This is a genomic window from Streptomyces sp. HNM0574, assembly GCF_012726235.1.
In the GTDB taxonomy this organism is placed as follows: Bacteria; Actinomycetota; Actinomycetes; order Streptomycetales; family Streptomycetaceae; genus Streptomyces.
This window is the reverse complement of record NZ_JAASAH010000001.1, coordinates 127,013-150,392: the sequence shown is the minus strand read 5'-3', so window position 1 is coordinate 150,392 and position 23,380 is coordinate 127,013. Positions and strand designations below refer to the sequence as shown.

The following is a 23,380-nucleotide window of genomic DNA, read 5'->3' as shown; positions in this document are numbered from 1 at the left end:
GTCAGTAGGGGCCGTTGACGTTGTCGATGGAGCCGTACTGGTCGGCGGCGTAGTTGCAGGCGGCGACGATGTTGGCGACCGGGTCGAGGCTGTCGGTCGAGGTGCCCTCGACGTGGTAGCTGTCGAAGGTCGGCGCGATCACCTGGAGCAGGCCCTTGGAGGGGGTGCCCTTCTGCGCGTTCACGTCCCAGTTGTTGACGGCCTGGGGGTCGCCGCCGGACTCACGCATGACGTTGCGGTGAATTCCCTCGTAGGTTCCGGGAATTCCGTTCTTCTGCATGATGTCGAGCGACTCGCGAATCCAGCCGTCGAGGTTGTCGGAGTACGCGGCGGGCTTCGCCTCGGCGGCGCCCTTGCCGGCCGACTTCGTCTCGGCGGACGCCTTCTCCTCACCGTCGATCGTCAGCTTGAGACCGGGCAGGATGAGGCCCGGGTCCTCGCCGACGGCGTCACGGTTCTGGTCGTACAGCTTCTCCCAGCCGCCCTTCACGGAATTCTCATCCGCGATCTTGGCGAGGGTGTCGCCCGCGACCACGGAATAGGTCCCGGACTTCTCCTTCTTGGCGGCGGTCTTCTCGGCGGCCGCCTTCGCGTCGGCGGCGGACGGCGCGGCGGACTTCTCGGCCACGGCGGGCTTCTCGGCCGGCGCCGCGTGCGCGGAGACCGCGCCCACGGCCGGGAGCGCGAGGGCCGCGCCGCCGGTGCCGAGGACCATGAGGCCGCGGGTCAGAAGGGTGGACTTGGGACGACGGTGCTTGCCGCGTGCGGCCATGATGTGGGTTCCTCTCCGTCGCCTGCGAGGTGAGCTGTCGGGTTCGGGCTGGAGATGCCCGGCCGCGCTGACGCGGCTTCACCCCTAGCCGTTCCGGAATTCCGGACCGGCGGTAATCGGGTCCCCCGCTCCTGCCGGACGTGGTGGTCGTGTGGGTGCGATAACCGGACGGCGGCAGGATTCGGCGTTCCATCCGGATTGCGGCGACCGTAAGCGAGAGGCGCGACGGCGAACAAGCCCGGGAATTCCGCTCCGCACACCGACCGGCACACAAGGCCACGGAAAGCCGGAAGATCCATTCCCCGGACGCATTCCAACTCCCCCGCCGCGCAAGGGAAATGGCGACGCACCGCCGCACCCCGCCGCAGGCGAATTCGTGACGCGTATCACGGGATTCCGGTGCAACCGCCGGGCCCTCAACACCCCGCCCCGCGCGGCATTTTGCGCCAGCTTCACCAATGACCCCAAAGCCGCCAAGAGTCCATGGCCGACCAAAAGCGGACAAGCTTCCCGACTGTTCTTGAGAACCGTTTTCATGTAGCGCCACGGCCGTCCACCCCGGGCCCGGGTGGTGCACAGATGCCCCAGATGTACCGATTGAGCCAAACCACCCCGCACGCCCGGAAAGTGAGAACCCCGAAGGTGCCCGAGAAGCCGCAGCACCCCCAGCCCTCCCCGGCGACGCCACCGGCACCGCCGCTCCCCGTGACCGTCCTCTCCGGCTTCCTCGGCGCGGGCAAGACCACGCTGCTCAACCACGTCCTGGCCAACCGCGAGGGGCTCCGCGTCGCCGTCGTCGTCAACGACATGAGCGAGATCAACATCGACGCGGAGCTCGTACGCGGCGGCCGGGCCGCGCTCTCCCGCACCGAGGAGCGCCTGGTCGAGATGACCAACGGCTGCATCTGCTGCACCCTGCGGGACGACCTGCTGGAGGAGGTCGACCGGCTCGCCCGCGAGGACCGCTTCGACCATCTCCTGATCGAGTCCAGCGGCATCTCCGAACCCATGCCCGTCGCCGCCACCTTCGCCTTCCCCCGCGAGGACGGCGCGACGCTCGGCGACCTCGCCCGCCTCGACACCATGGTCACCGTCGTCGACGCCGTGAACTTCCTGCCCGAACTCGCCGACGGCGACGGCCTCGCGGAACGCGGCCTCGACCAGTACGAGGACGACGAACGCACCGTCAGCGACCTGCTGATCGACCAGATCGAGTTCGCCGACGTCCTCGTCCTCAACAAGCTCGACCTGGTGGACGCGGCGACCGCCGACCGCCTCCGCGCCACGCTCTCCCGGCTCAACCCCGCGGCCCGCCTCGTCCCCGCGGTCCTCGGCCGCGTCGACGTCAGCGCCGTCCTCGGCACCGGCCTCTTCGACCTCGAACGCGCCCAGCAGGCACCGGGCTGGGTCATGGAACTCAACGGCGACCACGTCCCCGAGACCGAGGAGTACGGCATCTCCTCGACCGTCTTCCGCGCCTCGCGCCCCTTCCACCCCGGCCGCCTGTGGGACTTCGTCAGCCGGCGGCTGGACAGCGGCGAGTTCGGCCACGTCCTGCGCTCCAAGGGCTTCTTCCACCTCGCCGGCCGCCCGCACGTCACGGGCCTCTGGTCCCAGGCCGGCTCCGTCGCCCGCTTCGAGCCCGCGGGGGCCCGCGAACCCGGGCAGGGCCAGGAGCTCGTCCTCATCGGCACGTACCTGCGCGCCGAGGCGCTCCGGACGGCCCTCACCGCCTGCCTCCTCACCGACGGCGAACCCGCCCCGGCGCACGACCCGTTCCCCGCCTGGGACACCCACTCCCCCGACGAAACCTGCGACCACGAGCACGCACCGGCCTGACCCGCGGCGCAGAACGGCCGGAAACGACCCGTGCGCCCCGCCCCGGCACCCCGCGCCCACTACGCTGCGCCCGCGTCCAGCAGAGCGCGCCCGGCAGGGCCCGCGTCCAGAAGGGAAGGCCCATGACCGGCTTCACCGTCTCCCCCGCCCAGGCCACCGCGGACTGGGGGCAGGTGACGGAGTGGGCCGACGCGGAGGGGTGGAACGTCGGCCGGGGCGACGCCGACGCCTTCCTCCCCACCGACCCCGGGGGCTTCCTCCTCGGCCGGCTCGACGGCCGTACCGTCTCCGCCGTCTCCGTCGTCAACTACTCCCCGAGGTACGCCTTCCTCGGGCACTACATCACCGAACCGGCCCTGCGCGGCAAGGGTTTCGGCTACGCGACCTGGCAGGCGGCCCTCGCGCACGCGGGCGGGCGCACCGTCGGGCTCGACGCCGTACCGGCCCAGGTCGGCAACTACCGCGCCTCCGGCTTCGAACCGCTCTACGGCAACGCCCGCTACACCGGCCGCCCGCACCGCCCCGCCACGACCCTCACGGAATCGGCCCTTCCGGGCACGGCCCCCCTCTCCCCCGACCACCTCGACGCGCTCACCGCCTACGACCAGGGCTACTTCCCGGCCGAACGCGGCGCCTTCCTCCGCCGCTGGCTGACCGGCCCGGGACGCGTCACCCACGTCCGGGAGCGCGGGAGCCGCATCACCGGCTACGGCTCGCTCCGGCCCTCCACCCTCGGCTTCCGGCTCGGCCCGCTGTTCGCGGAGACACCCGAGGACGCCGAGTCCCTGCTCGACGCCCTGCTCGCACACCTCGGCCCGGACGACGAGGTCGCGCTCGACATCCCCGACCCGAACGGCGCGGCCGCGGCCCTCGCCACCGCCCGCGGCCTCACCCCGGGCTTCCGCACCACCCGCATGTACGCGGGCCCGCCGCCCGCGACCCCGACCGGCCGCGCCTGGGCCGTCACCACCCTCGAACTCGGCTGAGCCCCCGCCCGGGAGCGCCCGCGTAACCCCGGGTGACACGCACATCGCCCACCGGAGAGCAAATACGACAACCGCCCTGGTGATCCTTAAGATCACGCAGGCGGGCGGCACCCACGCACCACGACCACCGCCGCCCGCCCACAAGGGGGAAAAATGAACCGGAGAACGACTGCACGCGCGGCCGCGGTGGCCCTGGCCTTCCTGCCCGTCGCCCTGGCACCCACCACTGCCCAGGCGCAGCCGAGCGCACCCGCCGCCGGCGTCGACTCCCGGACCGGCGAGGGGACTTCCGAGCCGGACGAGAGCACCGCACCCGAGGAGATCGCCCCGCGAGGGGCCGTCGGGTACTACAGCAAGGTCGTCAAGAAGACCAAGAAGACGAAGCAGACGAACACCAAGAACGAGATCGCGCGCTGCACCGCCCAGTCCAAGGGCATGACGTGCACGATCAACAAGACCGCCTCCGCCACCCGCACGATCGACGCGGGATTCGGCCTGAGCAGGGGCGCGGTCGCGGGGAACCTCGGCATCAGCAAGGCGAAGACCCAGTCCGTCGCGGTGTCCTGCACCTCCAAGGTGAAGAAGGGGCACTCGCTCGTCGCCTACCCGATCGGTACGAAGTACCGCTACAAGATCGAAAAGCACATGACGGCGAACGGCCTCCCCTACAAGGCCGGCACCAGCGGCTGGAAGCACGCCTTCAACCCCTCGCCGGCGAGCGTGAGTTGCAAGGTCAAGTGATGCGCGGCCGCACGGCCCCGGCCCTCGCCCTCGTCGCCGTCACCGCCCTCGGCCTGGGCGGCTGCGGGCAGCAGGAGGAACCGGCGGTGAGCGTGGAATCCCTCGTCGGCCAGTCCGTCGCCCAGGCGGAACGCAAGCTCCCCGACAACGCGTCCATGGTCTCCTACGACCTGTCCACACCGGTCCAGGGCACCGAGCCCAGCTACCGGATCGCGGACGACGCGGGCACGGACGAGGAATGGACCGTCGTCGCCTCCTGCGCGAACACGAAGAACATCCAGGACGGCACCGAACTGGCCGTCGGCATCCTCCGCACCGACACCGTCACCCGAAAACTCACCCACCAGGCCAAAACCCACACCTTCGACAAACACCTCACCGAGTGCCGGTGAACCACGCCCGCCCCGCTTCCGGCTTCGGCCGGGGGTGGGGCGGACGGGTAACTCGGCTTCGGGCGGGACCACTTGACGCGTCATCTGCCGGCGAGCGGCACACCGCCTCCCGCGCGCTCCCTCTCGCGACGACGCGCCCCGGCAGGTCGTCGACGACGGCCGGGCGCGGGCCGGACGGGCGAGCGCGGGCGCGCCTCGCGGCCGGTTTCCCCCTCCGTTGTCGGTGCCACGCCCTACGCTGGCGGGCATGACTGAGGATGTCGTGGAACTGGCCGGGCGGCTGGCCGAGGACGTGCTGTACGCGAATGCCGCGGCGGTGGACACCGGGCGCCGCGACCTGGGCCGGAATCTGGACGTTCTGGCCCGGCACGGCTTCTACGGCAGCATGCTGCCGCCCGAGGCGGGCGGTCTCGGGGTCGATGCCGGCACGGCGCCGCAGCTCGCCGAGGTGCTGGCGGCCGGCTGCCTGAGCACGACGCTGACGCTGGGTCAGCACCTGGGCATCAGCGGCACGGTGGCCGCGAAGGGCAGCCCGGAGCTGCGCAGGCGCTGGCTGCGCGGGCTGGCCGACGGGCGCATCCGGAGCGGTGCCGCCTTCACCGGCGCCATGCCGGGGCCGCCGCGGCTGACGGTCCGGGAGACCTCCGCCGGGTACCGCCTGGAGGGCACCGCGCCGTGGGTCTCCGGCTGGGGAATGGTGCACGTCCTGGGCACGGCCGCGCGGGACGCGGAGGACAACATCGTCTGGTTCCTGGTGGACGCCGAGGAGTCGGCGACGCTGCGGGTCCAGCCGCACCGCATGCTGGCGGCGGACGCGACGAACACTGTCACGGTGGAGTTCACCGGCCATCCCGTCCCCGCGGACCGGCTGGTGACGGTCTCCACGCGGGCCGAGCACGCCGAGGGCGAGCCGTTCCTGCACCGGCTCAACGGCGCCCTGGCGCTGGGCGTGGCCCGCCGCTGCGTACGGCTGCTCGACGACGATCCGGCCTGGGCGGCCGAACTCGACTCCTGCCGCGCCGACCTCGACGCGATGAAGGACCTGGAGGTCGCCCGGGCGCGCGCCGCCGAGTTCGCGGTCCGCGCGGCGACGGCCTGCGTGGTGCACGGCGGCAGCTCGGCCGTCCTCGCGGACAGCGCGCCGCAGCGCCTGCTGCGCGAGGCGGGCCTGCTGCTGGTCTTCGCCTCCCGCCCCGGCATCCGCGAAGAGCTCATGCACCGCTTCGAGCACTGAGCCTCCCGCGAACGCCCTGCTCAGAGCCCTGCGCGCGAGTTCGTACGACGAACTGCCGCTCCTGTGGAAAACCGCGTGCGGGCCCTTCTCGCGGCCGCGCATACTCGGGCCATGGATCGCGCGAGAGGGGGTGCGGGATGAAGCTCGGAGAGGCACTGGCCGAACGGGCCGACGCGGCACGGCGCGTGGAGCAGCTGCGCAGCCGCATCGTGAGCAACGCCCGGTACCAGGAGGGCGAGGAGCCCGCCGAGGACGCGGCACAGCTGCTCGCCGAGTCCGGCGAGGTGCTGGACCGGCTGGAGCAACTGATCCGCCGCATCCACCGGACGAACGCGACGACGCACATCGGCGCCCAGGGCACGATCAGCGACGCCCTGGCCCGCCGTGACGCACTGCGGCAGTGGCACGCGCTGCTCACCGCGGCGGCGGACGCCGCGGCCGGCCGCGAGCAGCGCGGCTACGGCCGGCAGATGCGTTCCGAACTGCTCACCCTGTCCGCACTGGATGTACGGGACGTCCGCGCCCGCGCGGACGAACTGGCCCGGGACATCCGCCTGCTGGACGTCCTGATCCAGCGCAGCAACTGGGAGGTCGACCTGCTGGACTGAACGGGCGGGAGCGGAATGCGGAGCAGGTAGCCGCATCGGAGGCGTGCACCACCGCGGGCCGGCGGTTTCATCCGGCCCACTCCTGGCACGCGGAGAGCAGCGTGGGGGTTCGACTCCCCCGTCACAACGAAGCTCAGCACCGCGCACAGGTGACAGCACACACCACACCACTCATCACCACGTGCAGCTCCGACAACGGCGAGGGCGGGCCCGGGGCACCCGCACTCCGCTCCCGCACCCGCACCCGCCTCGCAGCTCAGCCCGCCTTCTGCACCGGTTCCAGCACCGCCACGCACTCCATGTGGTGGGTCATCGGGAAGAGGTCGAAGGCGCGGAGGAAGCGGGGGGCGTAGCCGGCGTCCTTGAAGTACTTGAGGTCGCGGGCGAGGGCGGCCGGGTCGCAGGCGACGTAGGCGATGCGGCGCGGGCCGAGGGAGGCGATGTGTTCGACGGTGCGCTTGCCGGCGCCCGCGCGGGGCGGGTCGAGGACGACGATGTCGGCCTCGGTGATGCCGGTGCGCGGCAGGACGGTCTCGACCTTGCCGCGTTCGATGCGGACGCGGTCGAAGTCCTCCAGGTTGCGCTGCGCGTCCTCGACGGCGCGCTTGGCCGACTCGATGCCGAGCACGGCTCCCGTCTCGCCGACCCGGTCGGCGAGGGCTCCGGCGAAGAGGCCGACGCCGCAGTACAGGTCGAGGGCCATCTCGCCCTTGCGCGGGGTGAGTCCGCGCATCACGGCGTCGACGAGGAGTTCGGCGGCCTTCGGGTGCACCTGCCAGAAGCCGCCCGCGCCGACCCGCCAGGTGCGCTCGTCGGCACGCTCGCGGACGAAGTCGCGCCCGTGCACGCGGTGCAGGGCCTTGTCCTTCTCGCCGACGCGCAACACCGAGACGGGGCGGTCGAGTTCGACGATCGGCAGCCGCGCGCCGGGCCGCGGGGTGAGGACGACCTGGCGGTCCTGGGAGCCGGTCGCCGCGGTGGCCTCGACGGTGACGATGCCCTCCCAGGTGCGCCGCTCGATGCCGAGCTCGGTGACACCGGGCGCCGCGATCATGCAGTGGTCGACGGGCTGCACCTCGTGCGAGCGGTGCTTGCGCAGGCCCGCCCGGCCCTCGTCGTCGACGGCGTACTGCACGCGGGTGCGCCAGGCGGGCACCTCGCCCGCGGGGAGCTTGTCGCCGGGGGCCGGCTCCAGGGTGCCGTCCCAGGAGACGTCCTCGGGGGTCATCCCGGCCAGCCGCTGCAGCTGTTCGGCGAGCACGTCGGCCTTGAGGCGGCGCTGGGCTCCGGGCTTGGCGTGCTGCCAGTCGCAGCCGCCGCACTTGCCGGGGCCGGAGAACGGGCAGGGCGCCTCGATCCGGTCCTTGGAGGCCTCCAGGATCTCGACGGCGTCGGCCCGCAGGAAGCGGGAGTCCTCGCGGCCCTCGGTGACGCGGGCGACGACGCGCTCGCCGGGCAGCGTGTGCCGGACGAACAGCACGCGCCCGGCCTCGGTCCTGGCGACGCAGTGTCCGCCGTGCGCGACGGGGCCGACCTCGACCTCGTACTCCTCCCCGACGAGCGAGGGGGCGAGGGCTTCGGGAGAGGGGGCATCGGGCATGGCGGGACGGCTCCAGAGTGCGCGGGGGCGGCGGTACGGACGGTGCGGGCGGCGGCCCGCGCGGAGGAGCCGCGCGAGCGGGGTGGACGGACGGTGCGGGCCGTACGGGGAGGCCGACAGTGAGCTGACGAGGAGCTGGCTGTGAGTCCCGGCGGGCCGACACCGCGCTGCGCCTGGGGCGCAGCCGTCCAGTCTAGTGCCGCTCGGCCCCTCCGCCCGAACGCCCGTCGTCCCGCCCGCGCCCGGACGGTTTCCCCGGCTTCCCCTTCCCCGGCCCGTCCCCGTTCGCGTTCCCGTTGTGCGACGTGAGCCCCGCGGCCGAGCGGACGGCTCCGTGCAGGGTGGCGGGGCCGCGGCGGGCCGAGCCGGGGGCGTTCCAGTCGGCGCCGCGCTTGGCGCGCTTGCGCGCGGCCTCGGAGGACTCCAGCTGCCAGGGGACGGAGGTGACCATGACGCCGGGGGTGTAGAGCAGCCGGCCCTTGAGCCGCAGCGCGCTCTGGTTGTGCAGCAGTTGCTCGTACCAGCGGCCGACGACGTACTCGGGGATGTAGACGCTGACGACGTCCCGCGGGTGCTCCTTGCGCAGCCGCTTGACGTAGTCGATGACGGGTCGGGTGATCTCGCGGTAGGGCGAGTCGAGGATCTTGAGCGGGACGTCGAGGCCGCGCTCGTCCCACTCCTTGCGCAGCTGCGCGGTCTCCTCCGCGTCGACGCTGATGGTGACGGCCTCCAGGCTGTCGGAGCGCATCAGGCGGGCGTACGAGAGGGCCCGCAGCGTCGGCTTGTGGATCTTGGAGACGAGGACGATGGAGTGCACGCGGGAGGGCCGGACGGTCTTCTCGCCCGGCTCGGGCTCGCTCAGTTCCTCGGAGACGCCGTCGTAGTGCCGGCGGATCGCGGTCATCACCGCGTAGAAGAGCGCCATGCCCACGAGGGACACCCAGGCGCCGTGGGAGAACTTCGTGACCAGCACCACCACGAGCACGACGCCGGTGAAGAAGGCGCCGAAGGTGTTGATGGCGCGGGAGCGGACCATGTGCCGGCGCCTGGCCGGGTCCGCTTCCGTGCGCAGGTGCCGGTTCCAGTGCCGGACCATGCCGGTCTGGCTGAGCGTGAACGAGACGAAGACGCCCACGATGTAGAGCTGGATCAGCCTCGTGGAGTCCGCCTCGTAGACGACCACGAGTATGGCGGCGGCCGCGGCGAGCAGCACGATGCCGTTGGAGAAGGCGAGCCGGTCGCCGCGGGTGTGCAGCTGGCGGGGCAGGTAGCGGTCCTGCGCCAGGATCGAACCCAGCAGCGGGAAGCCGTTGTACGCGGTGTTCGCGGCGAGGAAGAGCACCAGCGCGGTGGCGACGGCGAGGAAGACGAAGGGCACCGAGCCGTCCCCGAAGACCGCGGCGGCGACCTGCGTGATCACGGGGTTCTGGTGGTAATCGGCCCCGGCGGGCGCGCCGTTGATGAACAGTTCGGTGGCCGGCTTCTCCGACATCTTGACGCCCGTGGCCAGCGCCAGGGCGATCACGCCGCAGAACATCACCACGGCGATCAGGCCCATCATGGCCAGCGTCGTCGCCGCGTTCTTCGACTTGGGCTTGCGGAAACCGGGCACGCCGTTGCTGATCGCCTCGACGCCGGTGAGCGCCGCGCAGCCGGAGGAGAAGGCCCGCAGCAGCAGGAAGGCGAGCGCGAACCCGCTGAGCCCGCCCGCGTGTTCGGTGTGGATCTCGAAGTCGGCGGTGGGGGCGCGCATCTCGTCCCCGAGGACCACCCCGCGTATGACGCCCCAGGCGATCAGCCCGAACACCCCGGCGACGAAGCAGTAGGTGGGGACGGCGAAGAGCTTGCCGGACTCCCGCACCCCGCGCAGGTTCATCACCGTCAGCAGCACGATGAACAGCACCGCGAACAGCGTCTTGTGGTGCACGACGAACGGAACGGCGGAGCCCAGGTTCTCCACGCCCGAGGAGATGGAGACGGCGACGGTCAGCACGTAGTCGACGAGGAGCGCGCTGGCCACGGTGAGCCCGGCCCGGCGGCCGAGGTTGGTGGTGGCGACCTCGTAGTCGCCGCCGCCCGAGGGGTAGGCGTGGACGTTCTGCCGGTAGGACGCGACGACTGTGAACATCAGCACAACGACGGCCACGGCGATCCAGGGGCTGAAGTTGTACGCCGACACCCCGGCCAGTGACAGGACGAGCAGAACCTCTCCCGGCGCGTACGCCACCGACGACAGCGGGTCGGAGGCGAACACGGGGAGTGCGACCCGCTTCGGCAGCAGGGTCTCCCCGAGTCGGTCGCTGCGCAGCGCCCTCCCGAGGAGAAGTCGTTTCGGAACGTCGGTCATCCTGGACACGGGGAGGATCGTATGCGGTCAGCCGTGCGATCCTGGGACGGCCCGCTGTACGGGACGAGAGGGACGGGCGTGCATGTAGTGATCATGGGCTGCGGCAGAGTGGGTGCCGAGCTCGCGCAGACGCTGGAACAACAGGGTCATACGGTCGCGGTGGTCGACCAGGACCCGACGGCATTCCGTCGCCTGGGTTCCGCCTTCGGCGGACGCAGAGTGACGGGCGTCGGCTTCGACCAGGACACCCTGAAGGAAGCCGGGATCGAGGACGCCGGGGCCTTCGCGGCCGTGAGCAGTGGCGACAACTCGAACATCATCGCGGCGCGGGTCGCGCGCGAACTGTTCGGCGTCGAGCACGTGGCCGCGCGGATCTACGACCCGCGCCGGGCGGAGGTGTACCAGCGGCTGGGCATTCCGACGGTGGCCACGGTGCGCTGGACGGCTGACCAGATGCTGCGCCGACTGCTGCCCTCCGGCGCCGAGCCGCTGTGGCGGGACCCGACGGGCGGCGTGCAGCTGGCCGAGGTGCACCCGTCGCCGGGCTGGGTCGGGCACCGGGTGAGCAAGCTCCAGGAGGAGGCCGGGGTGCGCGTCGCGTTCCTGACGCGGCTGGGCGAGTCGATGCTGCCCACGTCCGCGACGGTGCTGCAGGAGGGCGACCTCGTGCATGTGATGATGCGCTGCGATCAGGTCGGCGAGGTCGAGGCCGTCTTCGCGAAGGGTCCTAACGAGGAGCGCGAGCGATGAGAGTTGCCATTGCCGGTGCGGGGGCCGTGGGCCGTTCGATCGCGGGCGAGCTGCTGGAGAACGGGCACGAGGTCCTGCTCATCGACAAGGCGCCGACGGCGATCTCCGTGGAGCGGGTGCCGCAGGCCGAGTGGCTGCTGGCGGACGCCTGCGAGATCACGTCGCTGGACGAGGCCGCGCTGGAGCGCTGCCACGTCGTGATCGCCGCGACGGGCGACGACAAGGTGAACCTGGTCGTCTCCCTGCTGGCGAAGACGGAGTACGGGGTGCCGCGGGTCGTCGCGCGCGTCAACAACCCCAAGAACGAATGGCTGTTCAACGAGTCGTGGGGCGTCGACGTCGCCGTCTCGACGCCGCGCCTGATGTCGGCGCTCGTCGAGGAGGCCGTCAGCGTCGGCGATCTGGTGCGGCTGATGCGCTTCTCGCAGGGCGACGCGAACCTCGTCGAGCTGACGCTCCCGCCGGAGGCGGCGCTGGCCGGCACCCGCGTCGGGGACGTCACCTGGCCCGAGGACACCTCGCTGGTGACGATCATCCGCGGCACGCGGGTGCTCACGCCGACGCAGGACGACGCGCTGGAGGCGGGCGACGAGCTGCTGTTCGTCGCGGCGCCCTCCCGCGAGGAGCAGCTGGAGGACCTCCTCTCGGTCCGCGGCGCGTAGCGCCCCGCCAAGGGGCGCGGGGAACCGCGCGACCGAGCACGACGAAGGGGCACCCCGAGAAGTACGGGGTGCCCCTTCGTCGTGGTGCTGCGCTTGCCTGCCTAGGGCTTCTCCGCCTTGCGGCGCTCCTCTTCCTCCTCCATCTCCGCGATCACGTTGATCGGTGCCGGAGCCTTCGCGAGGAAGATCCAGGTGAGATAGACGGCGAGGAGGAACGGGGGGATCTTCAGGGCCACCGTGACCCAGCCGAACTGCTGGGTGTCGCCCCAGAAGTAGAGCGGGAAGAGGATCGCGCATTTGGTGAGCAGGATCAGGCCCCAGGCGTAACTCGCCTTCGTGTACGCCTTCTTGCGGCCCGGGTTGCGGGTGCGCCAGGAGAGGTTCTCCTTGAACACCGGGCCGAGGACGAGACCGAGCAGCGGTACGCCCGTCGCCGCGGTGATCAGGTACGTCAGCGACAGGCCCAGCGTGTAGAGCATGCCGGGCAGGTAGAAGTCCTTGGCGTTGCCCGTCATCATCGCGAAGACGACGCCGAAGCCGACGCCGAAGACGCCGCTGAAGGCGTGCTTGACGGTGTCCTTGCGCGCCAGCCGCAGCACACCCATCAGCGCGGACAGGCCGAGCGCCGCCAGCGCCGCCGTCTTGATGTCGGCGTTGACGGTGTAGATGCCGATGAAGACGAGGCCGGGGACGGTGGTCTCCACCAGGCCGCGGAGCCCGCCGAACGCCTCGAAGAGGGCCGCCTCGGTGACCTCCCTGGTCGCCGCCGGGCCGTCGGCGTCGTGCACGTCCGGGCCGGGCTCGGCACGTTCGGTCTCCGGCCCGGCGGCGTGGCTTCCGGCGGTCGGCTTGTCGAGGGGGGTCACCCGCTACTCCTGTCCGAGGGGTCGCAGCTCGTACTTGGGGTTGAACAGCACGGGGCGGCCGTGACTCGTCGCGACCCTGCCCCAGGCGATGATCTTGCGTCCCGGCTCGATGCCCGCGATCGCACGGCGGCCGAGCCAGACGACGTCCAGCGAGGCCGATCCGTCGAAGAGTTCGGCCTCCACGGTGGGAACTCCGCCGCGTGGCCGCAGAGTCACCGTGCGCAGCGTACCGGTCACGCGCGCCACCTGCCGGTCCGTACAGTCGCATATCCGGGTGCAGCCGGTGCTGTCGGATTCCTGGCGGAGCTCCTCCGAGCGCAGGTCCTCCTCCGAGGAGGAGAGGCGCTCCAGGAACCGCTTGAAACGTCCGCCTCCCGCCGGGCGGGCCTTCTCTCGGGCGACACCTGTCATGCAGCCAGCGTACCGGTGGGAGCGGCCCCGGTTCACCGCCCGGGAACGGGCCCTTGCGCACCGGCCCCGGCTCCCCCTCAGCGCTCGAAGCGGTAGCCCATGCCGGGTTCGGTGACGAAGTGCACCGGATGCGACGGGTCACGCTCCAGCTTCCGCCGCAGCTGCGCCATGTAGACCCGCAGGTAGTTGGTCTCGGTGCCGTACGACGGGCCCCAGACCTCCTTCAGCAGCTGCTTCTGGCTGACCAGGCGGCCCGTGTTCCGGACCAGGACCTCCAGCAGGTGCCACTCGGTCGGGGTCAGCCGCACGTCCCGGCCGTCCTTGTGCACCTTCTTGGCGGCCAGGTCGACGGCGAAGTCCCCGGTCTCCACGGTGCCTTCCTCGCCGCCGGGCGAGGCCGCGGGCTCGGCCCGGCGCACCGCGGCGCGCAGCCGCGCCAGCAGCTCGTCCATGCCGAAGGGCTTGGTGACGTAGTCGTCGGCGCCCGCGTCGAGCGCCTCGACCTTCTCGTCGGAGGTCTGCCGGGCCGAGAGCACGAGGATCGGCGTACGGGTCCAGCCGCGGATGCCGCGGATGACGTCGAGGCCGTCGATGTCGGGCAGGCCGAGGTCGAGGATCACGACGTCGGGGTGGCGCTCGGCGGCCAGCCGCAGCGCCGTGGCGCCGTCGGGCGCCGAGTCCACCTCGTACTTCCGCGCCTTCAGGTTGATCACGAGGGCGCGGACGAGCTGCGGCTCGTCGTCGACCACGAGCACCCGGTGCATGAGCGTTCCTCTCCAGTTCTGCGACGGGCGGGACGGCGGCCGGCCGCCCCGCCCCGGGTGGTGCGGCCGCCCCGGACGGGGCGGCTGTGCGGGGGCGGGCGGGTCAGGTGACGCGGGGCAGCGCCCCCGCGGTGGCCGCGCGGGCGCTCTTCGCGGGGCGGCCCCTGCCGTGGGCCGCGCGCAGCGTCAGCACCATCGTCATGCCCCCGCCCGGGGTGTCCTCGGCCTCCAGCGCGCCGTCCATCGCCTCGGCGAAGCCGCGGGCGACGGCCAGGCCGAGGCCGACGCCGGAGGCCCCGGGCGCGTCCCCCTGCCGCTGGAACGGTTCGAAGATCCGCTCCTTGGCGGTGTCCGGGACGCCGGGGCCCCGGTCGGTGACGCGCAGTTCGACGCGGTCGCCCAGCGCGCTCGCCCGGACCAGGACCTTCCGGTCCGCCGGGCTGTACTTGACGGCGTTCTCCACGACGTTGGCGACCGTGCGCTCCAGCAGCCCCGGGTCGACCGCGACCAGCGGCAGCGCCTCGGCCAGCGCCAGCCGTACGCTGCCGTCCGGCACCCCGCGCAGCGCCTTGGGCACGACCTCCTCCAGGCTGGTGCCGCGGATCAGCGGGGCGAGGGTGCCGGTCTGGAGCCGGGACATGTCCAGCAGGTTGCCCACCAGGTGCTCCAGCCGGTCGGCGCCCTCCTCGATGGCCTCCAGCAGGTCGGCCTCGTCGTCCTCGGACCAGGCCACGTCGTCCGAACGCAGCGAGGTCACCGACGCCTTGATCGCGGCGAGCGGAGTGCGCAGGTCGTGCGAGACGGCGGCCAGCAGCGCGGTGCGGATGCGGTTGCCCTCGGCGAGTTCGCGGGCGCTCTCGGCCTCGCCCAGCAGCCGCTGCCGGTCCAGGACCCCGGCGGCCTGCGCGGCGAAGGCGGCCAGGACGCGGCGGTCCTCGGCGGGCAGCACCCGGCCGCGCAGCACCAGCATCATGTGGTCGCCGACGGGTACGTCGACGTCGCCGTCCTCGGGCCGGGTCAGCGGTCCCCCGCTGTGCTGGCCGACGCCGGCGGCGCAGGTCCACGAGCCCCGCTCGTCCTCCCGCTCCATCAGCTCGGCCGACTCCATGCCGAAGGTCTCGCGCACCCGCTCCAGCAGTTCGTCGAGCGAGTCCTCGCCGCGCAGCACGCTCCCGGCCAGCGTCGAGAGGATCTCGGACTCGGCGCGCAGCCGCGCCGCCTGGTGCGTACGGCGGGCCGCGAGGTCGACGACGGAGGCCACCGCCACGGCGACGCCGAAGAAGACGACGAGGGAGAGGATGTTCCGCGCGTTGCTGATGGTCCAGGTGTGCGGCGGCGCGGTGAAGAAGTAGTTCAGCAGCGCCGAGCCGACGGCGGCGGCGCCCAGCGCGGGCAGCAGCCCGCCGATCAGTCCGGCGGCGACGGTGACGACGAGGAAGAGCAGCACGTCGTTGGCGAAGCCGATGTGCGGGTCGATCACCCGCAGCCCCATCGTCAGCAGGCAGGGCCCGGCCAGCGCCGTCAGCCAGCCCGCCACCTGCCGGGAGCGGCCGACGGGCGAGACGTGCGCCCCGGGCAGGCCGCGCCCGCGGCCGACCTGGTCGTGGGTGACGATGTGCACGTCGAGATCGGGCCCGGAGTCGCGGGCGACGCTGGCGCCGGTGCCGGGTCCGAAGAGGTACTGCCACGCCTTGCGCCGGGACGAACCGAGCACGATCTGCGTGGCGTTGACGCCGCGCGCGAAGTCCAGCAGCCCCTCGGCCGCGTCCTCGCCGACGACGTGGTGGTACGTCCCGCCCAGGTCCTCGACCAGGGCGCGCTGGACGGCGAGCTCCTTGGGCGAGTCCGGAGAGGCGGGGGTGAGCCCGTCGGCGCCGACGATGTGCACGGCGAGGATCTCGCTGCCCGAGCCCTTCGCGGCCATCCGGGAGGCGCGGCGGATCAGGGTGCGCCCCTCGGGCCCGCCGGTGAGGCCGACGACGATCCGCTCGCGGGCCTGCCAGGTCGAACGTATCCGGTGCTCGGAGCGGTACCGCTGGAGGTACTCGTCGACCCGGTCCGCGGTCCACAGCAGGGCCAGCTCGCGCAGCGCGCTGAGGTTGCCGGGGCGGAAGTAGTTGGAGAGCGCGGCGTCGACCTTGTCGGGCGCGTAGACGTTGCCGTGCGCCATGCGCCGCCGCAGCGCCTGCGGGTCCATGTCGACCAGCTCGATCTGGTCGGCCCTGCGCACGACTTCGTCGGGCACGGTCTCCCGCTGGCGGACGCCGGTGATCGACTCCACGACGTCGCCCAGCGACTCCAGGTGCTGGATGTTGACCGTGGAGAGCACGTCGATCCCGGCGGCCAGCAGCTCCTCGATGTCCTGCCAGCGCTTCTCGTGCCCCGCGCCGGGCACGTTGGTGTGCGCCATCTCGTCGACGACGGCGACGGCCGGTGCCCGCTCGACCACGGCGGCGGTGTCCATCTCGGTGAACGTGCCGCCACGGTGCGTGAGTTCGCGGCGCGGCACCGCCTCCAGCCCGTGCAGCAGCACCTCGGTGCGGGGCCGGTCGTGGTGCTCGACGAAGCCGACGACGACATCGGTGCCGCGTTCGAGCCGACGGTGCGCCTCGGACAGCATCGCGTACGTCTTGCCGACCCCGGGCGCCGCACCGAGGTAGATCCGCAGCCTGCCGCGCCGTGTCGTACCTGTTGACGCCATGGCTTCATTGTCACCGCTGTCGGGGCCGCCTCGGCCCGCTCGGCGGCACCCGGGCGTCAGGGATGCGTATGGATCAGGCCACCGCCCGTGCCCCCGCCGCGGCGCCACGGGCCCGCGCACGCGCGTGCGGCCCCGCCGCGAGATCCGTCACACCCCGCCGGAGCGCACAGCGAAGCCGCCCGGCACTCCCGTACGCGACGGGTGTGCCGGGCGGCTTCGGTGGACGTGCGGCGGCGGCCAACGCCGTTACGGGAGCGGCCCGTTGGCGGCGGGCACCGTCCGGGGTGTCAGCGGACCTCGGAGATCTCCGGGCCGCGCTGGAGCTTGTCGAGGCCGCCCGCGAACCGGGAGCCCTCCTCGACCGTCTCCTGCTGGACGCCGTCCGGCACCATCTGCGCGTCGTCGGGCAGCTTGAGGACGATCGGGTCACGGGGCGCCATCGGGGCGTCACCGCGCACGATGACCGTGTCCTGGAAGATCTGCTCCAGCAGCCCGGCCGTCTCCGGCTGGACCGCGCCCTGGCCGGAGATGACGCCGCGGAGGAACCAGCGCGGGCCGTCGACGCCGACGAAACGGACGACCTGCACACCGTTCGTTCCGTCCGGCAGCTGCACCGGCACCTGCGCGCGCAGCTCCCAGCCCAGCGGGCCCTCGATCTCGTCGATCACGCCGCCCTGCTGGGTGATGCCGGAGGCGATCTCCTCGCGCACCTCGTCCCAGAGGCCCTCGCGCTTCGGCGCCGCGAACGCCTGGAGCTGGACGGCGCTGTCTTGGAGCACGAGCGTGGCCGCGACGATCGCGTCCCCCGCGACCTCGACGCGCAGTTCCATGCCCTCGACACCGGGGACGTACATGCCGCCGAGGTTGACGCGGCCGGCGGACGGGTCGCCCACCTCGGTGAGGTCCCAGGGGCCGTCGGGGCGCGGGGCCGGGGGCAGCTTCTGGCGGCTCGCCTCGTCGACGGCGCTGTCCTCGCCGCCGGCCGCTGCCTGCTCCGTCCCGACCTCGCCCGCGGCCGTCTCGGGCTCTTCGCTCTTCTTGCGACGACGTCCGAACACGTCACTGTCCTCTCAGGTCGGAATGCCGGCCGGCCCCGACCGGATGTCTTCGTTTAGCTGCGCGGCCGAAGCGTGGCCGCCTGTGGAGCCGAATCCCCCCGCGGCCCGCGCCGAGCCCGGCAACTCCTCCACTTCGTGGAAGCGCACCTTCTCCACCTGCTGGACGACGAGTTGGGCAATGCGGTCGAGCCGCTCGAACCGCACCGACTCGCGCGGATCGAGGTTGGCCACGATCACCTTGATCTCCCCACGGTACCCGGCATCGACCGTTCCGGGTGCATTCACCAAAGAGATGCCGCAACGGGCGGCGAGGCCCGAACGCGGGTGCACGAAGGCCGCGTAGCCGTCGGGCAGCGCGATCGAGACACCGGTGGGCAGCACCGTCCGTTCGCCCGGGGCCAGTTCGGCACTCTCGGTCGTCACGAGATCGCAGCCCGCGTCGCCCGGATGTGCGAAGGCGGGCACCGGCACCTCGGGGTCGAGGCGGCGCAGCAGGACGTCGACGGGCGGGCGGCTCACGGGTTCACCTCGAACGCACGGGCACGGCGCACCTGGTCGGGGTCGGCCATCGCTTCCTGAATCTCCTCGTCGCGGCCGTTGTCGATGAAGTGCTCGACCTTGACCTCGATGAAGAGGGCGTCGGCGCGGACCGCGACGGGCCCCTCGGGGCCGCCGATGCGGCCGGTGGCCGAGCAGTAGATCTTCCGCCCGTGCACGGCCGTCACGCGGGCGTCGAGGTGCAGCACCGTGTCCACCGGGACGGGCTGGACGAAGTCCGTCTCCAGCCGGCCGGTGACGGCGATGACGTGCATCAGCCAGTTCAGGGAGCCCAGCGTCTCGTCCAGCGCGGTGGCCAGCACCCCGCCGTGCGCGAGTCCGGGCGCGCCCTGATGGGCCGGTTTCACCGTGAACTCGGCGGTGATGTTGACGCCTTCGCCCGCGCGCGCCTCCAGGTGCAGCCCGTGCGGCTGCCCGGTGCCGCAGCCGAAGCAGCGGTCGTAGTGGGCGCCGAGCAGCTCGCCGGGGGCCGGGGCTTCGGGGTGGCGCACGGGCGGCACGGCGTCCGGGGGCGGCGTCAGCCGGTTCTCCGCGGCCGGGGCCGGTGCCGGGTCGCCTGGGGCGTGGGATGGTCGGTCAGCACTCACGTGAGCAGACCCTACCGCCGAGTCCTGTCAGGGGTCCCACCTGTGGCGGGGTCGTCCCAGGCGGCGTGGCAGTCTGGGAACCATGGCATCTCCTCTCCAGCACCACGCCCAGCCCTACGACGAGCGCCTCACCGCGCCGCGTTCGTGGTGGCTCGTCGCGTTCATGGTCGGCGTCGTCACCGCGCTGACGCTGCTGCCCTTCGGCACCCTGCCGATGCTGGCGGGACTGGTCGTGGGCGCCGCGGCCTCGGCGGTGCTGGTCAGCTCCTACGGCTCGGCCCGCATCCGGGTCGTGGCCGGCTCGCTGGTCGCGGGCGACGCGCGCATCCCGCTGTCCGCGCTGGGCGAGGCCCACGCGCTGGACGAGGAGGAGACCCGCGCCTGGCGCACGCACAAGGCGGACCCGCGCGCGCACATGCTGCTGCGGGCCTACGTGAAGACCGCCGTCCGGATCGAGATCACGGACCCGGCCGACCCCACCCCGTACGTCTACCTCTCGACGCGCACCCCGGAGCGGCTACTCGCTGCGCTCGGCCACGAGCGCGCGAAGAACACAGAGGTCGAGGACGAGCGCGCGAAGGACGGGAGCGCCCAGCAGGGCGGCTGACGGCGGGAGTTGGGGCACCCGGGCCCGTGCGGGCCCGCGGTGTCAGGCCCGGTCGCGGCCCCGGGGCAGGCCCTTGCGGCGGCTCGGGGCCGGCGCCGGGTCCAGGGGCTCGTGGGCCGTCTCCGGGAGCGCGTCCCAGGCGACGGCGCGGGAGCGCAGGTCGTCGCGGATCTTCTCGGCGACCTTCTTGGTGTCCCGCCGGTTCATCACGGCGCCGACGACGGCCCCGATCATGAACGGCGCGAGGTTCGGCAGCGTGCGTGCGGTGCGCTTCAGCAGCTGCTGCCTGACCTCCCGCTTGAGCTGGCCGCCGACGGCGTTCAGCGTCACGGGGCGGACGACGTCGATGCCCCGCTCCGAGGTCCAGGCGCCCAGGTAGGCGGTGCCCCGCTGGGTCGCGTTGCCGGGCGGCCGGTGCCCGTACACCTCGTGCAGCTCGGCGACGAGCTTCAGCTCGACCGAGGCGACGCCGACGATCTCGGCGGCCAGTTCGGCCGGCATGGCGGGCGGTACGGGCATCATCGCCGCTGCGCCGACACCGGCGCCGACGGTGGCCGAGCTGTTCATCGCGCCGGCGATGAGCCGGTCGGCGATCTCGTCGGGGCCGAGCCCCGGGAACTGCGCGCGCAGGGTGCGCAGATCACGCACGGGCACACGCGGCGCGGTGTCGATGATGCGGTCGGTGACCACTCCGAGGAAGGCCCGCACCTTGCCGCGCGGCACCTCCCCGGCTCCGCTGTCCGCCGCCTCGGCGGTCGCGGCCTCGCCCCCCTTGCCCGGCTCCGGGACCACGGCCCTGGGCCGTTCCGGGGACGCCGAGGCGTCCCCCGCGGGCGCCCTGCGTCGTCCCGGCAGTCGCGGGAGCTCGGTGAGCCGCTTCGCCGCCGGAAAACGCCGCTTCGCCGGCAGGAGCGGGGACGGCTGGTCAGGCTCGCCCCGCTCTCCGTCACGTCGTGCGTCGTCGTCCGTCACGGCCGGCCTCCCGGGTCCCGCTGGATCCCGGTCAGGCCGCGCAGTCGCGGCAGATCGGCTGACCGTTCTTCTCCGCGGCCAGCTGCGAGCGGTGGTGCACGAGGAAGCAGCTCATGCACGTGAACTCGTCGGCCTGGCGCGGCAGTACGCGGACGGACAGCTCCTCGTTGGAGAGGTCCGCTCCGGGCAGTTCGAGGCCCTCGGCCTGCTCGAACTCGTCGACGTCCACATTGGACGCGGACTTGTCGTTCCGCCGGGCCTTCAGTTCCTCGAGGCTGTCCTCGTTGACGTCGTCATCGGTCTTGCGTGGGGTGTCGTAGTCCGTTGCCATGTCGCTCTCCCCCTCTGGGTGTCTGCGGTGTCTCCAGCGCACGTAACGCGTGAGAGGCCGGACTTGTGCCCGACCCGAGGCGGAGATTTTGCCTCACATCAAGGTCTGTTACTCAATCGACACCCAACCGCACCCCTGAAGAGGTGATCACGGCCGGTGCCGAGGAGGACCATAAACGGTCCCAGGGGCACGCTCAGCGCGTGCACCCCGGGTACTGCCCACGATCCCCACCTGCGGAAACCTGGATTTTCCGGGTTTTCTTCCCGGTATGCGCCACCTCCGCAAGCCGCCCGGGAAAACCGCCTGTGTGATCGATCACAGGGCCCTGTCAAGGCCCCGCGCCGACCTGGTGAAACGGTACGGATTCCGCATATGGCGAACAAACGGAGGGCCCGAATCCGGTTGTGCACCGGGTCCGGAAACGCCCACCGGACGTTCTCAGACGGGCAGCGCGACCCGGATCACGAGACCGCCGTCCTCCCGCGGCTCCGCGCTCACCGTGCCGCCGTGCGCCCGTGCCACGGAGCGCACGATCGACAGCCCGAGCCCGACCCCCTTGTCGCTGCCCGTACGGTCCCCGCCGAGCCGCCGGAACGGCTCGAAGAGGTTGTCGATCTCGTACGCCGGGACGGCGGGGCCGGTGTTCTCCACCACCAGCACCGCCTGCCCGGGAAGCGGTTCCGTGGTGACCGAGACCCAGCCGCCCTCCCGCAGGTTGTACCGCACGGCGTTCTGCAGCAGATTCAGCGCGACCCGCTCCAGCAGGACGCCGTTGCCCTGTGCATACGCGGGCTGGCGCACTCCGCGCAACTCCAGGCCCTTGTTCCCGGCCTCACCGCGTACCTGCTCGACCGCCTGGTTCGCGACCTCGGAGAGGTCGACGGGCTTGCGGTCGACGATCTCGTTCTCGCTGCGCGCGAGCAGCAGCAGGCCCTCGACCAGCTCCTCGCTGCGCTCGTTCGTCGCCAGCAGGGTCTTGCCGAGCTGCTGGAGCTCCGGCGACGCGTCCGGGTCCGAGAGCTGGACCTCCAGCAGGGTCCGGTTGATCGCCAGCGGGGTGCGCAGCTCGTGCGAGGCGTTGGCCACGAAGCGCTGCTGCGCGGTGAAGGCGCGGTCGAGGCGGTCGAGCATCTCGTCGAAGGTGTCGGCGAGCTCCTTGAGCTCGTCGTCCGGGCCCTCCAGCTCGATCCGCTTGTGCAGGTCGGAGCCGGCCACCTGGCGTGCGGTGCGGGTGATCCTGCCCAGCGGGGCCAGCACCCGGCCCGCCATCACGTAGCCGAAGGCGAACGCGGCGACGGCGAGGCCCAGCAGCGCGATCAGCGAGCGCCGCAGCAGCTGGTCGAGGGCGAGGGCGCGCTGCGCGTCGGTGCACTCCGAGAGGCGCTGCATGAACACCTCGCTCGGCAGCGTGCCCGTCAGCCCCGGACAACGGTCCGAGGTCAGCTGGGCGTTGGCGTCGAGGATGCGGAACGGCAGCGCGGTGTTCTCCTGGAGCGCCTGGGCCGCCAGCAGATAGATGATCGTCAGCAGCACGATGCCGGCGATCAGGAACATGCCGCCGTACAACAGGGTGAGCCGTATCCGGATGGTCGGGCGCAGCCACGGGTACGGGCGGGAGGGCTCGCGCGGGTCCCAGGTCGGCTTGGGCGGGACGGCGCTCGCCCCGGAGGATTCGGGGCCGGTCGAGGCGGACATCACTCAGATCCGGTATCCCGCGCCCGGCACGGTGAGGATCACGGCGGGCTCGCCGAGCTTGCGGCGCAGCGTCATGACCGTGACGCGGACGACGTTGGTGAAGGGGTCGGTGTTCTCGTCCCACGCCTTCTCCAGCAGCTGCTCGGCGGAGACGACGGTGCCCTCGGCGCGCATCAGCACCTCCAGCACGGCGAACTCCTTGGGCGCCAGCTGGATCTCCCGGCCCTCGCGCGAGACCTCGCGCCGGTTCGGGTCCAGCCGGATGCCGGCGCGCTCCAGCACCGGCGGCAGCGCCGTCGTCGTACGCCGCCCCAGGGCCCGGACGCGGGCGATCAGCTCGGAGAAGGCGAAGGGCTTGGGGAGGTAGTCGTCGGCGCCGATCTCCAGGCCCTCGACCCGGTCGCTGATGTCGCCGGAGGCGGTCAGCATCAGCACCCTGGTGGGCAGGCCCAGCTCGACGATCCGGCGGCAGACGTCGTCGCCGTGCACGTGCGGCAGGTCGCGGTCGAGCACGACGACGTCGTAGTCGTTGATGTCGATGCGCTCCTGCGCCGCGGCTCCGTCGTAGACCACATCGACGGCCATGGCCTCCCGGCGGAGTCCGGTCGCCACGGCATCGGCGAGCAACTGCTCGTCCTCGACGACGAGTACGCGCACGGCGCTGTCCTTCCTGCTGTTCCTGCTGCGGTTCCGGGTTCTGCGGTCCGCCACCGTGTCCCGCGTGACATGCGTGACATCAGGGCACTCCGCACTGCCACCATCGTGCCCCGAACTCCGGTAAACCGGCTGTAAGAGCCCGGTCCGGGCCTCCGCGGGCGTCCCGGCGGCGGGGTGCGCGCCGGGGCCTGTTCACCGTTTCTCCCCGGGAGTTGAGGTTTTCGCGGGAGTGCGCCTGGGGA

23 protein-coding genes and 1 riboswitch are annotated in these 23,380 nt (G+C 72.3%); of the genes, 9 read left to right on the top strand and 14 right to left on the bottom strand.

Annotation, left to right across the window (positions count from 1 at the left end; translation table 11 throughout):
- Position 1: 1 nt before the first annotated feature.
- Positions 2-772: a LysM peptidoglycan-binding domain-containing protein gene (locus tag HCC30_RS00585; protein ID WP_169439940.1), complete on the bottom strand. Its 771-nt coding sequence runs from the start codon at positions 770-772 to the stop codon at positions 2-4.
- 6 nt (positions 773-778) lie between these two features.
- Positions 779-969: riboswitch (cyclic di-AMP (ydaO/yuaA leader) on the bottom strand.
- 445 nt (positions 970-1,414) lie between these two features.
- On the opposite strand from HCC30_RS00585, the gene HCC30_RS00580 reads away from it, so the two are divergent.
- The 6 genes from HCC30_RS00580 (at position 1,415) to HCC30_RS00555 (ending at position 6,572) form a co-directional block, all read left to right on the top strand.
- On the top strand, positions 1,415-2,611 hold the full coding sequence (locus HCC30_RS00580; protein WP_346776472.1) for a GTP-binding protein: 1,197 nt from the start codon (positions 1,415-1,417) through the stop codon (positions 2,609-2,611).
- 122 nt (positions 2,612-2,733) lie between these two features.
- Positions 2,734-3,597 (top strand): GNAT family N-acetyltransferase, encoded by an 864-nt coding sequence (locus tag HCC30_RS00575; protein ID WP_169439939.1) that lies wholly within the window; start codon positions 2,734-2,736, stop codon positions 3,595-3,597.
- Between the two features lie 153 nt (positions 3,598-3,750).
- On the top strand, positions 3,751-4,338 hold the full coding sequence (locus HCC30_RS00570; RefSeq protein WP_169439938.1) for a hypothetical protein: 588 nt from the start codon (positions 3,751-3,753) through the stop codon (positions 4,336-4,338).
- Positions 4,338-4,730 carry a hypothetical protein gene (locus tag HCC30_RS00565; RefSeq protein ID WP_169439937.1) on the top strand — a complete coding sequence of 131 codons (393 nt, stop codon included), beginning with the start codon at positions 4,338-4,340 and terminating at the stop codon, positions 4,728-4,730. Before HCC30_RS00570 ends, HCC30_RS00565 begins: the two co-directional genes overlap by 1 nt.
- A gap of 247 nt (positions 4,731-4,977) precedes the next feature.
- A complete protein-coding gene (locus tag HCC30_RS00560) occupies positions 4,978-5,964 on the top strand; it encodes an acyl-CoA dehydrogenase family protein (protein ID WP_169439936.1) in 987 nt (328 codons plus the stop codon).
- Positions 5,965-6,101: 137 nt separating this feature from the next.
- A complete protein-coding gene (locus tag HCC30_RS00555) occupies positions 6,102-6,572 on the top strand; it encodes a DIP1984 family protein (protein WP_169439935.1) in 471 nt (156 codons plus the stop codon).
- Between the two features lie 256 nt (positions 6,573-6,828).
- Here the strand turns inward: HCC30_RS00555 and HCC30_RS00550 are convergent, their stop codons facing one another.
- On the bottom strand, positions 6,829-8,172 hold the full coding sequence (locus HCC30_RS00550; protein ID WP_169439934.1) for a class I SAM-dependent RNA methyltransferase: 1,344 nt from the start codon (positions 8,170-8,172) through the stop codon (positions 6,829-6,831).
- Between the two features lie 193 nt (positions 8,173-8,365).
- Complete coding sequence (locus HCC30_RS00545) at positions 8,366-10,528, bottom strand: APC family permease (RefSeq protein ID WP_169439933.1); 2,163 nt, start codon at positions 10,526-10,528, stop codon at positions 8,366-8,368.
- A gap of 69 nt (positions 10,529-10,597) precedes the next feature.
- Between HCC30_RS00545 and HCC30_RS00540 the strand changes: the two genes are divergently transcribed.
- Entirely contained in the window at positions 10,598-11,269 is a 672-nt protein-coding gene (locus HCC30_RS00540) for a TrkA family potassium uptake protein (RefSeq protein ID WP_169440473.1), read from the top strand.
- The gene (locus HCC30_RS00535; protein ID WP_169439932.1) at positions 11,266-11,931 is read left to right on the top strand and encodes a TrkA family potassium uptake protein; all 666 of its coding nucleotides are present in this window, start codon (positions 11,266-11,268) and stop codon (positions 11,929-11,931) included. The genes HCC30_RS00540 and HCC30_RS00535 overlap by 4 nt, the downstream gene beginning before the upstream one ends.
- 101 nt (positions 11,932-12,032) lie before the next feature.
- Here HCC30_RS00535 and HCC30_RS00530 read toward each other — a convergent pair whose 3' ends face one another.
- From HCC30_RS00530 to HCC30_RS00500, 7 genes are all read right to left on the bottom strand, one after another.
- A complete protein-coding gene (locus tag HCC30_RS00530) occupies positions 12,033-12,719 on the bottom strand; it encodes a DUF3159 domain-containing protein (protein ID WP_169440472.1) in 687 nt (228 codons plus the stop codon).
- Between the two features lie 81 nt (positions 12,720-12,800).
- Entirely contained in the window at positions 12,801-13,208 is a 408-nt protein-coding gene (locus tag HCC30_RS00525) for an OB-fold nucleic acid binding domain-containing protein (RefSeq protein WP_169439931.1), read from the bottom strand.
- A 77-nt stretch (positions 13,209-13,285) separates the two neighbouring features.
- Positions 13,286-13,972 (bottom strand): response regulator, encoded by a 687-nt coding sequence (locus HCC30_RS00520; protein ID WP_169439930.1) that lies wholly within the window; start codon positions 13,970-13,972, stop codon positions 13,286-13,288.
- A 103-nt stretch (positions 13,973-14,075) separates the two neighbouring features.
- Entirely contained in the window at positions 14,076-16,673 is a 2,598-nt protein-coding gene (locus HCC30_RS00515; RefSeq protein ID WP_169439929.1) for a sensor histidine kinase KdpD, read from the bottom strand.
- A gap of 287 nt (positions 16,674-16,960) precedes the next feature.
- On the bottom strand, positions 16,961-17,731 hold the full coding sequence (locus HCC30_RS00510; protein ID WP_169439928.1) for a DUF3710 domain-containing protein: 771 nt from the start codon (positions 17,729-17,731) through the stop codon (positions 16,961-16,963).
- 12 nt (positions 17,732-17,743) lie between these two features.
- On the bottom strand, positions 17,744-18,250 hold the full coding sequence (gene dut / locus HCC30_RS00505) for a dUTP diphosphatase (protein ID WP_169439927.1): 507 nt from the start codon (positions 18,248-18,250) through the stop codon (positions 17,744-17,746).
- Positions 18,247-18,810 carry a PaaI family thioesterase gene (locus HCC30_RS00500; RefSeq protein ID WP_169440471.1) on the bottom strand — a complete coding sequence of 188 codons (564 nt, stop codon included), beginning with the start codon at positions 18,808-18,810 and terminating at the stop codon, positions 18,247-18,249. Before HCC30_RS00500 ends, dut begins: the two co-directional genes overlap by 4 nt.
- A gap of 148 nt (positions 18,811-18,958) precedes the next feature.
- Between HCC30_RS00500 and HCC30_RS00495 the strand changes: the two genes are divergently transcribed.
- Positions 18,959-19,483: a DUF3093 domain-containing protein gene (locus HCC30_RS00495; RefSeq protein ID WP_169439926.1), complete on the top strand. Its 525-nt coding sequence runs from the start codon at positions 18,959-18,961 to the stop codon at positions 19,481-19,483.
- A gap of 42 nt (positions 19,484-19,525) precedes the next feature.
- Here HCC30_RS00495 and HCC30_RS00490 read toward each other — a convergent pair whose 3' ends face one another.
- The 4 genes from HCC30_RS00490 to HCC30_RS00475 all read right to left on the bottom strand — a co-directional run bounded on the left by HCC30_RS00490 (position 19,526) and on the right by HCC30_RS00475 (position 23,138).
- Positions 19,526-20,455, bottom strand: coding sequence for a hypothetical protein (locus HCC30_RS00490; RefSeq protein ID WP_346776438.1), 930 nt, complete (start codon positions 20,453-20,455; stop codon positions 19,526-19,528).
- A gap of 31 nt (positions 20,456-20,486) precedes the next feature.
- Complete coding sequence (locus tag HCC30_RS00485) at positions 20,487-20,786, bottom strand: DUF4193 domain-containing protein (protein ID WP_016910133.1); 300 nt, start codon at positions 20,784-20,786, stop codon at positions 20,487-20,489.
- 438 nt (positions 20,787-21,224) lie between these two features.
- Complete coding sequence (locus HCC30_RS00480; protein ID WP_169439925.1) at positions 21,225-22,481, bottom strand: HAMP domain-containing sensor histidine kinase; 1,257 nt, start codon at positions 22,479-22,481, stop codon at positions 21,225-21,227.
- A gap of 3 nt (positions 22,482-22,484) precedes the next feature.
- Positions 22,485-23,138: a response regulator transcription factor gene (locus HCC30_RS00475; protein WP_169439924.1), complete on the bottom strand. Its 654-nt coding sequence runs from the start codon at positions 23,136-23,138 to the stop codon at positions 22,485-22,487.
- Positions 23,139-23,380: the final 242 nt, after the last annotated feature.

Excerpts from the sequence above, each read along its gene's own strand:
- HCC30_RS00565 (WP_169439937.1), top strand. The coding sequence starts at position 4,338 with ATGCGCGGCCGCACGGCCCCGGCCCTCGCCCTCGTCGCCGTCACCGCC.
- HCC30_RS00575 (WP_169439939.1), top strand. The coding sequence starts at position 2,734 with ATGACCGGCTTCACCGTCTCCCCCGCCCAGGCCACCGCGGACTGGGGG.
- HCC30_RS00495 (WP_169439926.1), top strand. The coding sequence starts at position 18,959 with ATGGCATCTCCTCTCCAGCACCACGCCCAGCCCTACGACGAGCGCCTC.
- HCC30_RS00570 (WP_169439938.1), top strand. The coding sequence starts at position 3,751 with ATGAACCGGAGAACGACTGCACGCGCGGCCGCGGTGGCCCTGGCCTTC.
- HCC30_RS00550 (WP_169439934.1), bottom strand. The coding sequence starts at position 8,172 with ATGCCCGATGCCCCCTCTCCCGAAGCCCTCGCCCCCTCGCTCGTCGGG.
- HCC30_RS00585 (WP_169439940.1), bottom strand. The coding sequence starts at position 772 with ATGGCCGCACGCGGCAAGCACCGTCGTCCCAAGTCCACCCTTCTGACC.
- HCC30_RS00525 (WP_169439931.1), bottom strand. The coding sequence starts at position 13,208 with ATGACAGGTGTCGCCCGAGAGAAGGCCCGCCCGGCGGGAGGCGGACGT.
- HCC30_RS00515 (WP_169439929.1), bottom strand. The coding sequence starts at position 16,673 with ATGGCGTCAACAGGTACGACACGGCGCGGCAGGCTGCGGATCTACCTC.
- HCC30_RS00520 (WP_169439930.1), bottom strand. The coding sequence starts at position 13,972 with ATGCACCGGGTGCTCGTGGTCGACGACGAGCCGCAGCTCGTCCGCGCC.
- HCC30_RS00480 (WP_169439925.1), bottom strand. The coding sequence starts at position 22,481 with ATGTCCGCCTCGACCGGCCCCGAATCCTCCGGGGCGAGCGCCGTCCCG.
- HCC30_RS00485 (WP_016910133.1), bottom strand. The coding sequence starts at position 20,786 with ATGGCAACGGACTACGACACCCCACGCAAGACCGATGACGACGTCAAC.
- HCC30_RS00555 (WP_169439935.1), top strand. The coding sequence starts at position 6,102 with ATGAAGCTCGGAGAGGCACTGGCCGAACGGGCCGACGCGGCACGGCGC.
- HCC30_RS00560 (WP_169439936.1), top strand. The coding sequence starts at position 4,978 with ATGACTGAGGATGTCGTGGAACTGGCCGGGCGGCTGGCCGAGGACGTG.
- HCC30_RS00535 (WP_169439932.1), top strand. The coding sequence starts at position 11,266 with ATGAGAGTTGCCATTGCCGGTGCGGGGGCCGTGGGCCGTTCGATCGCG.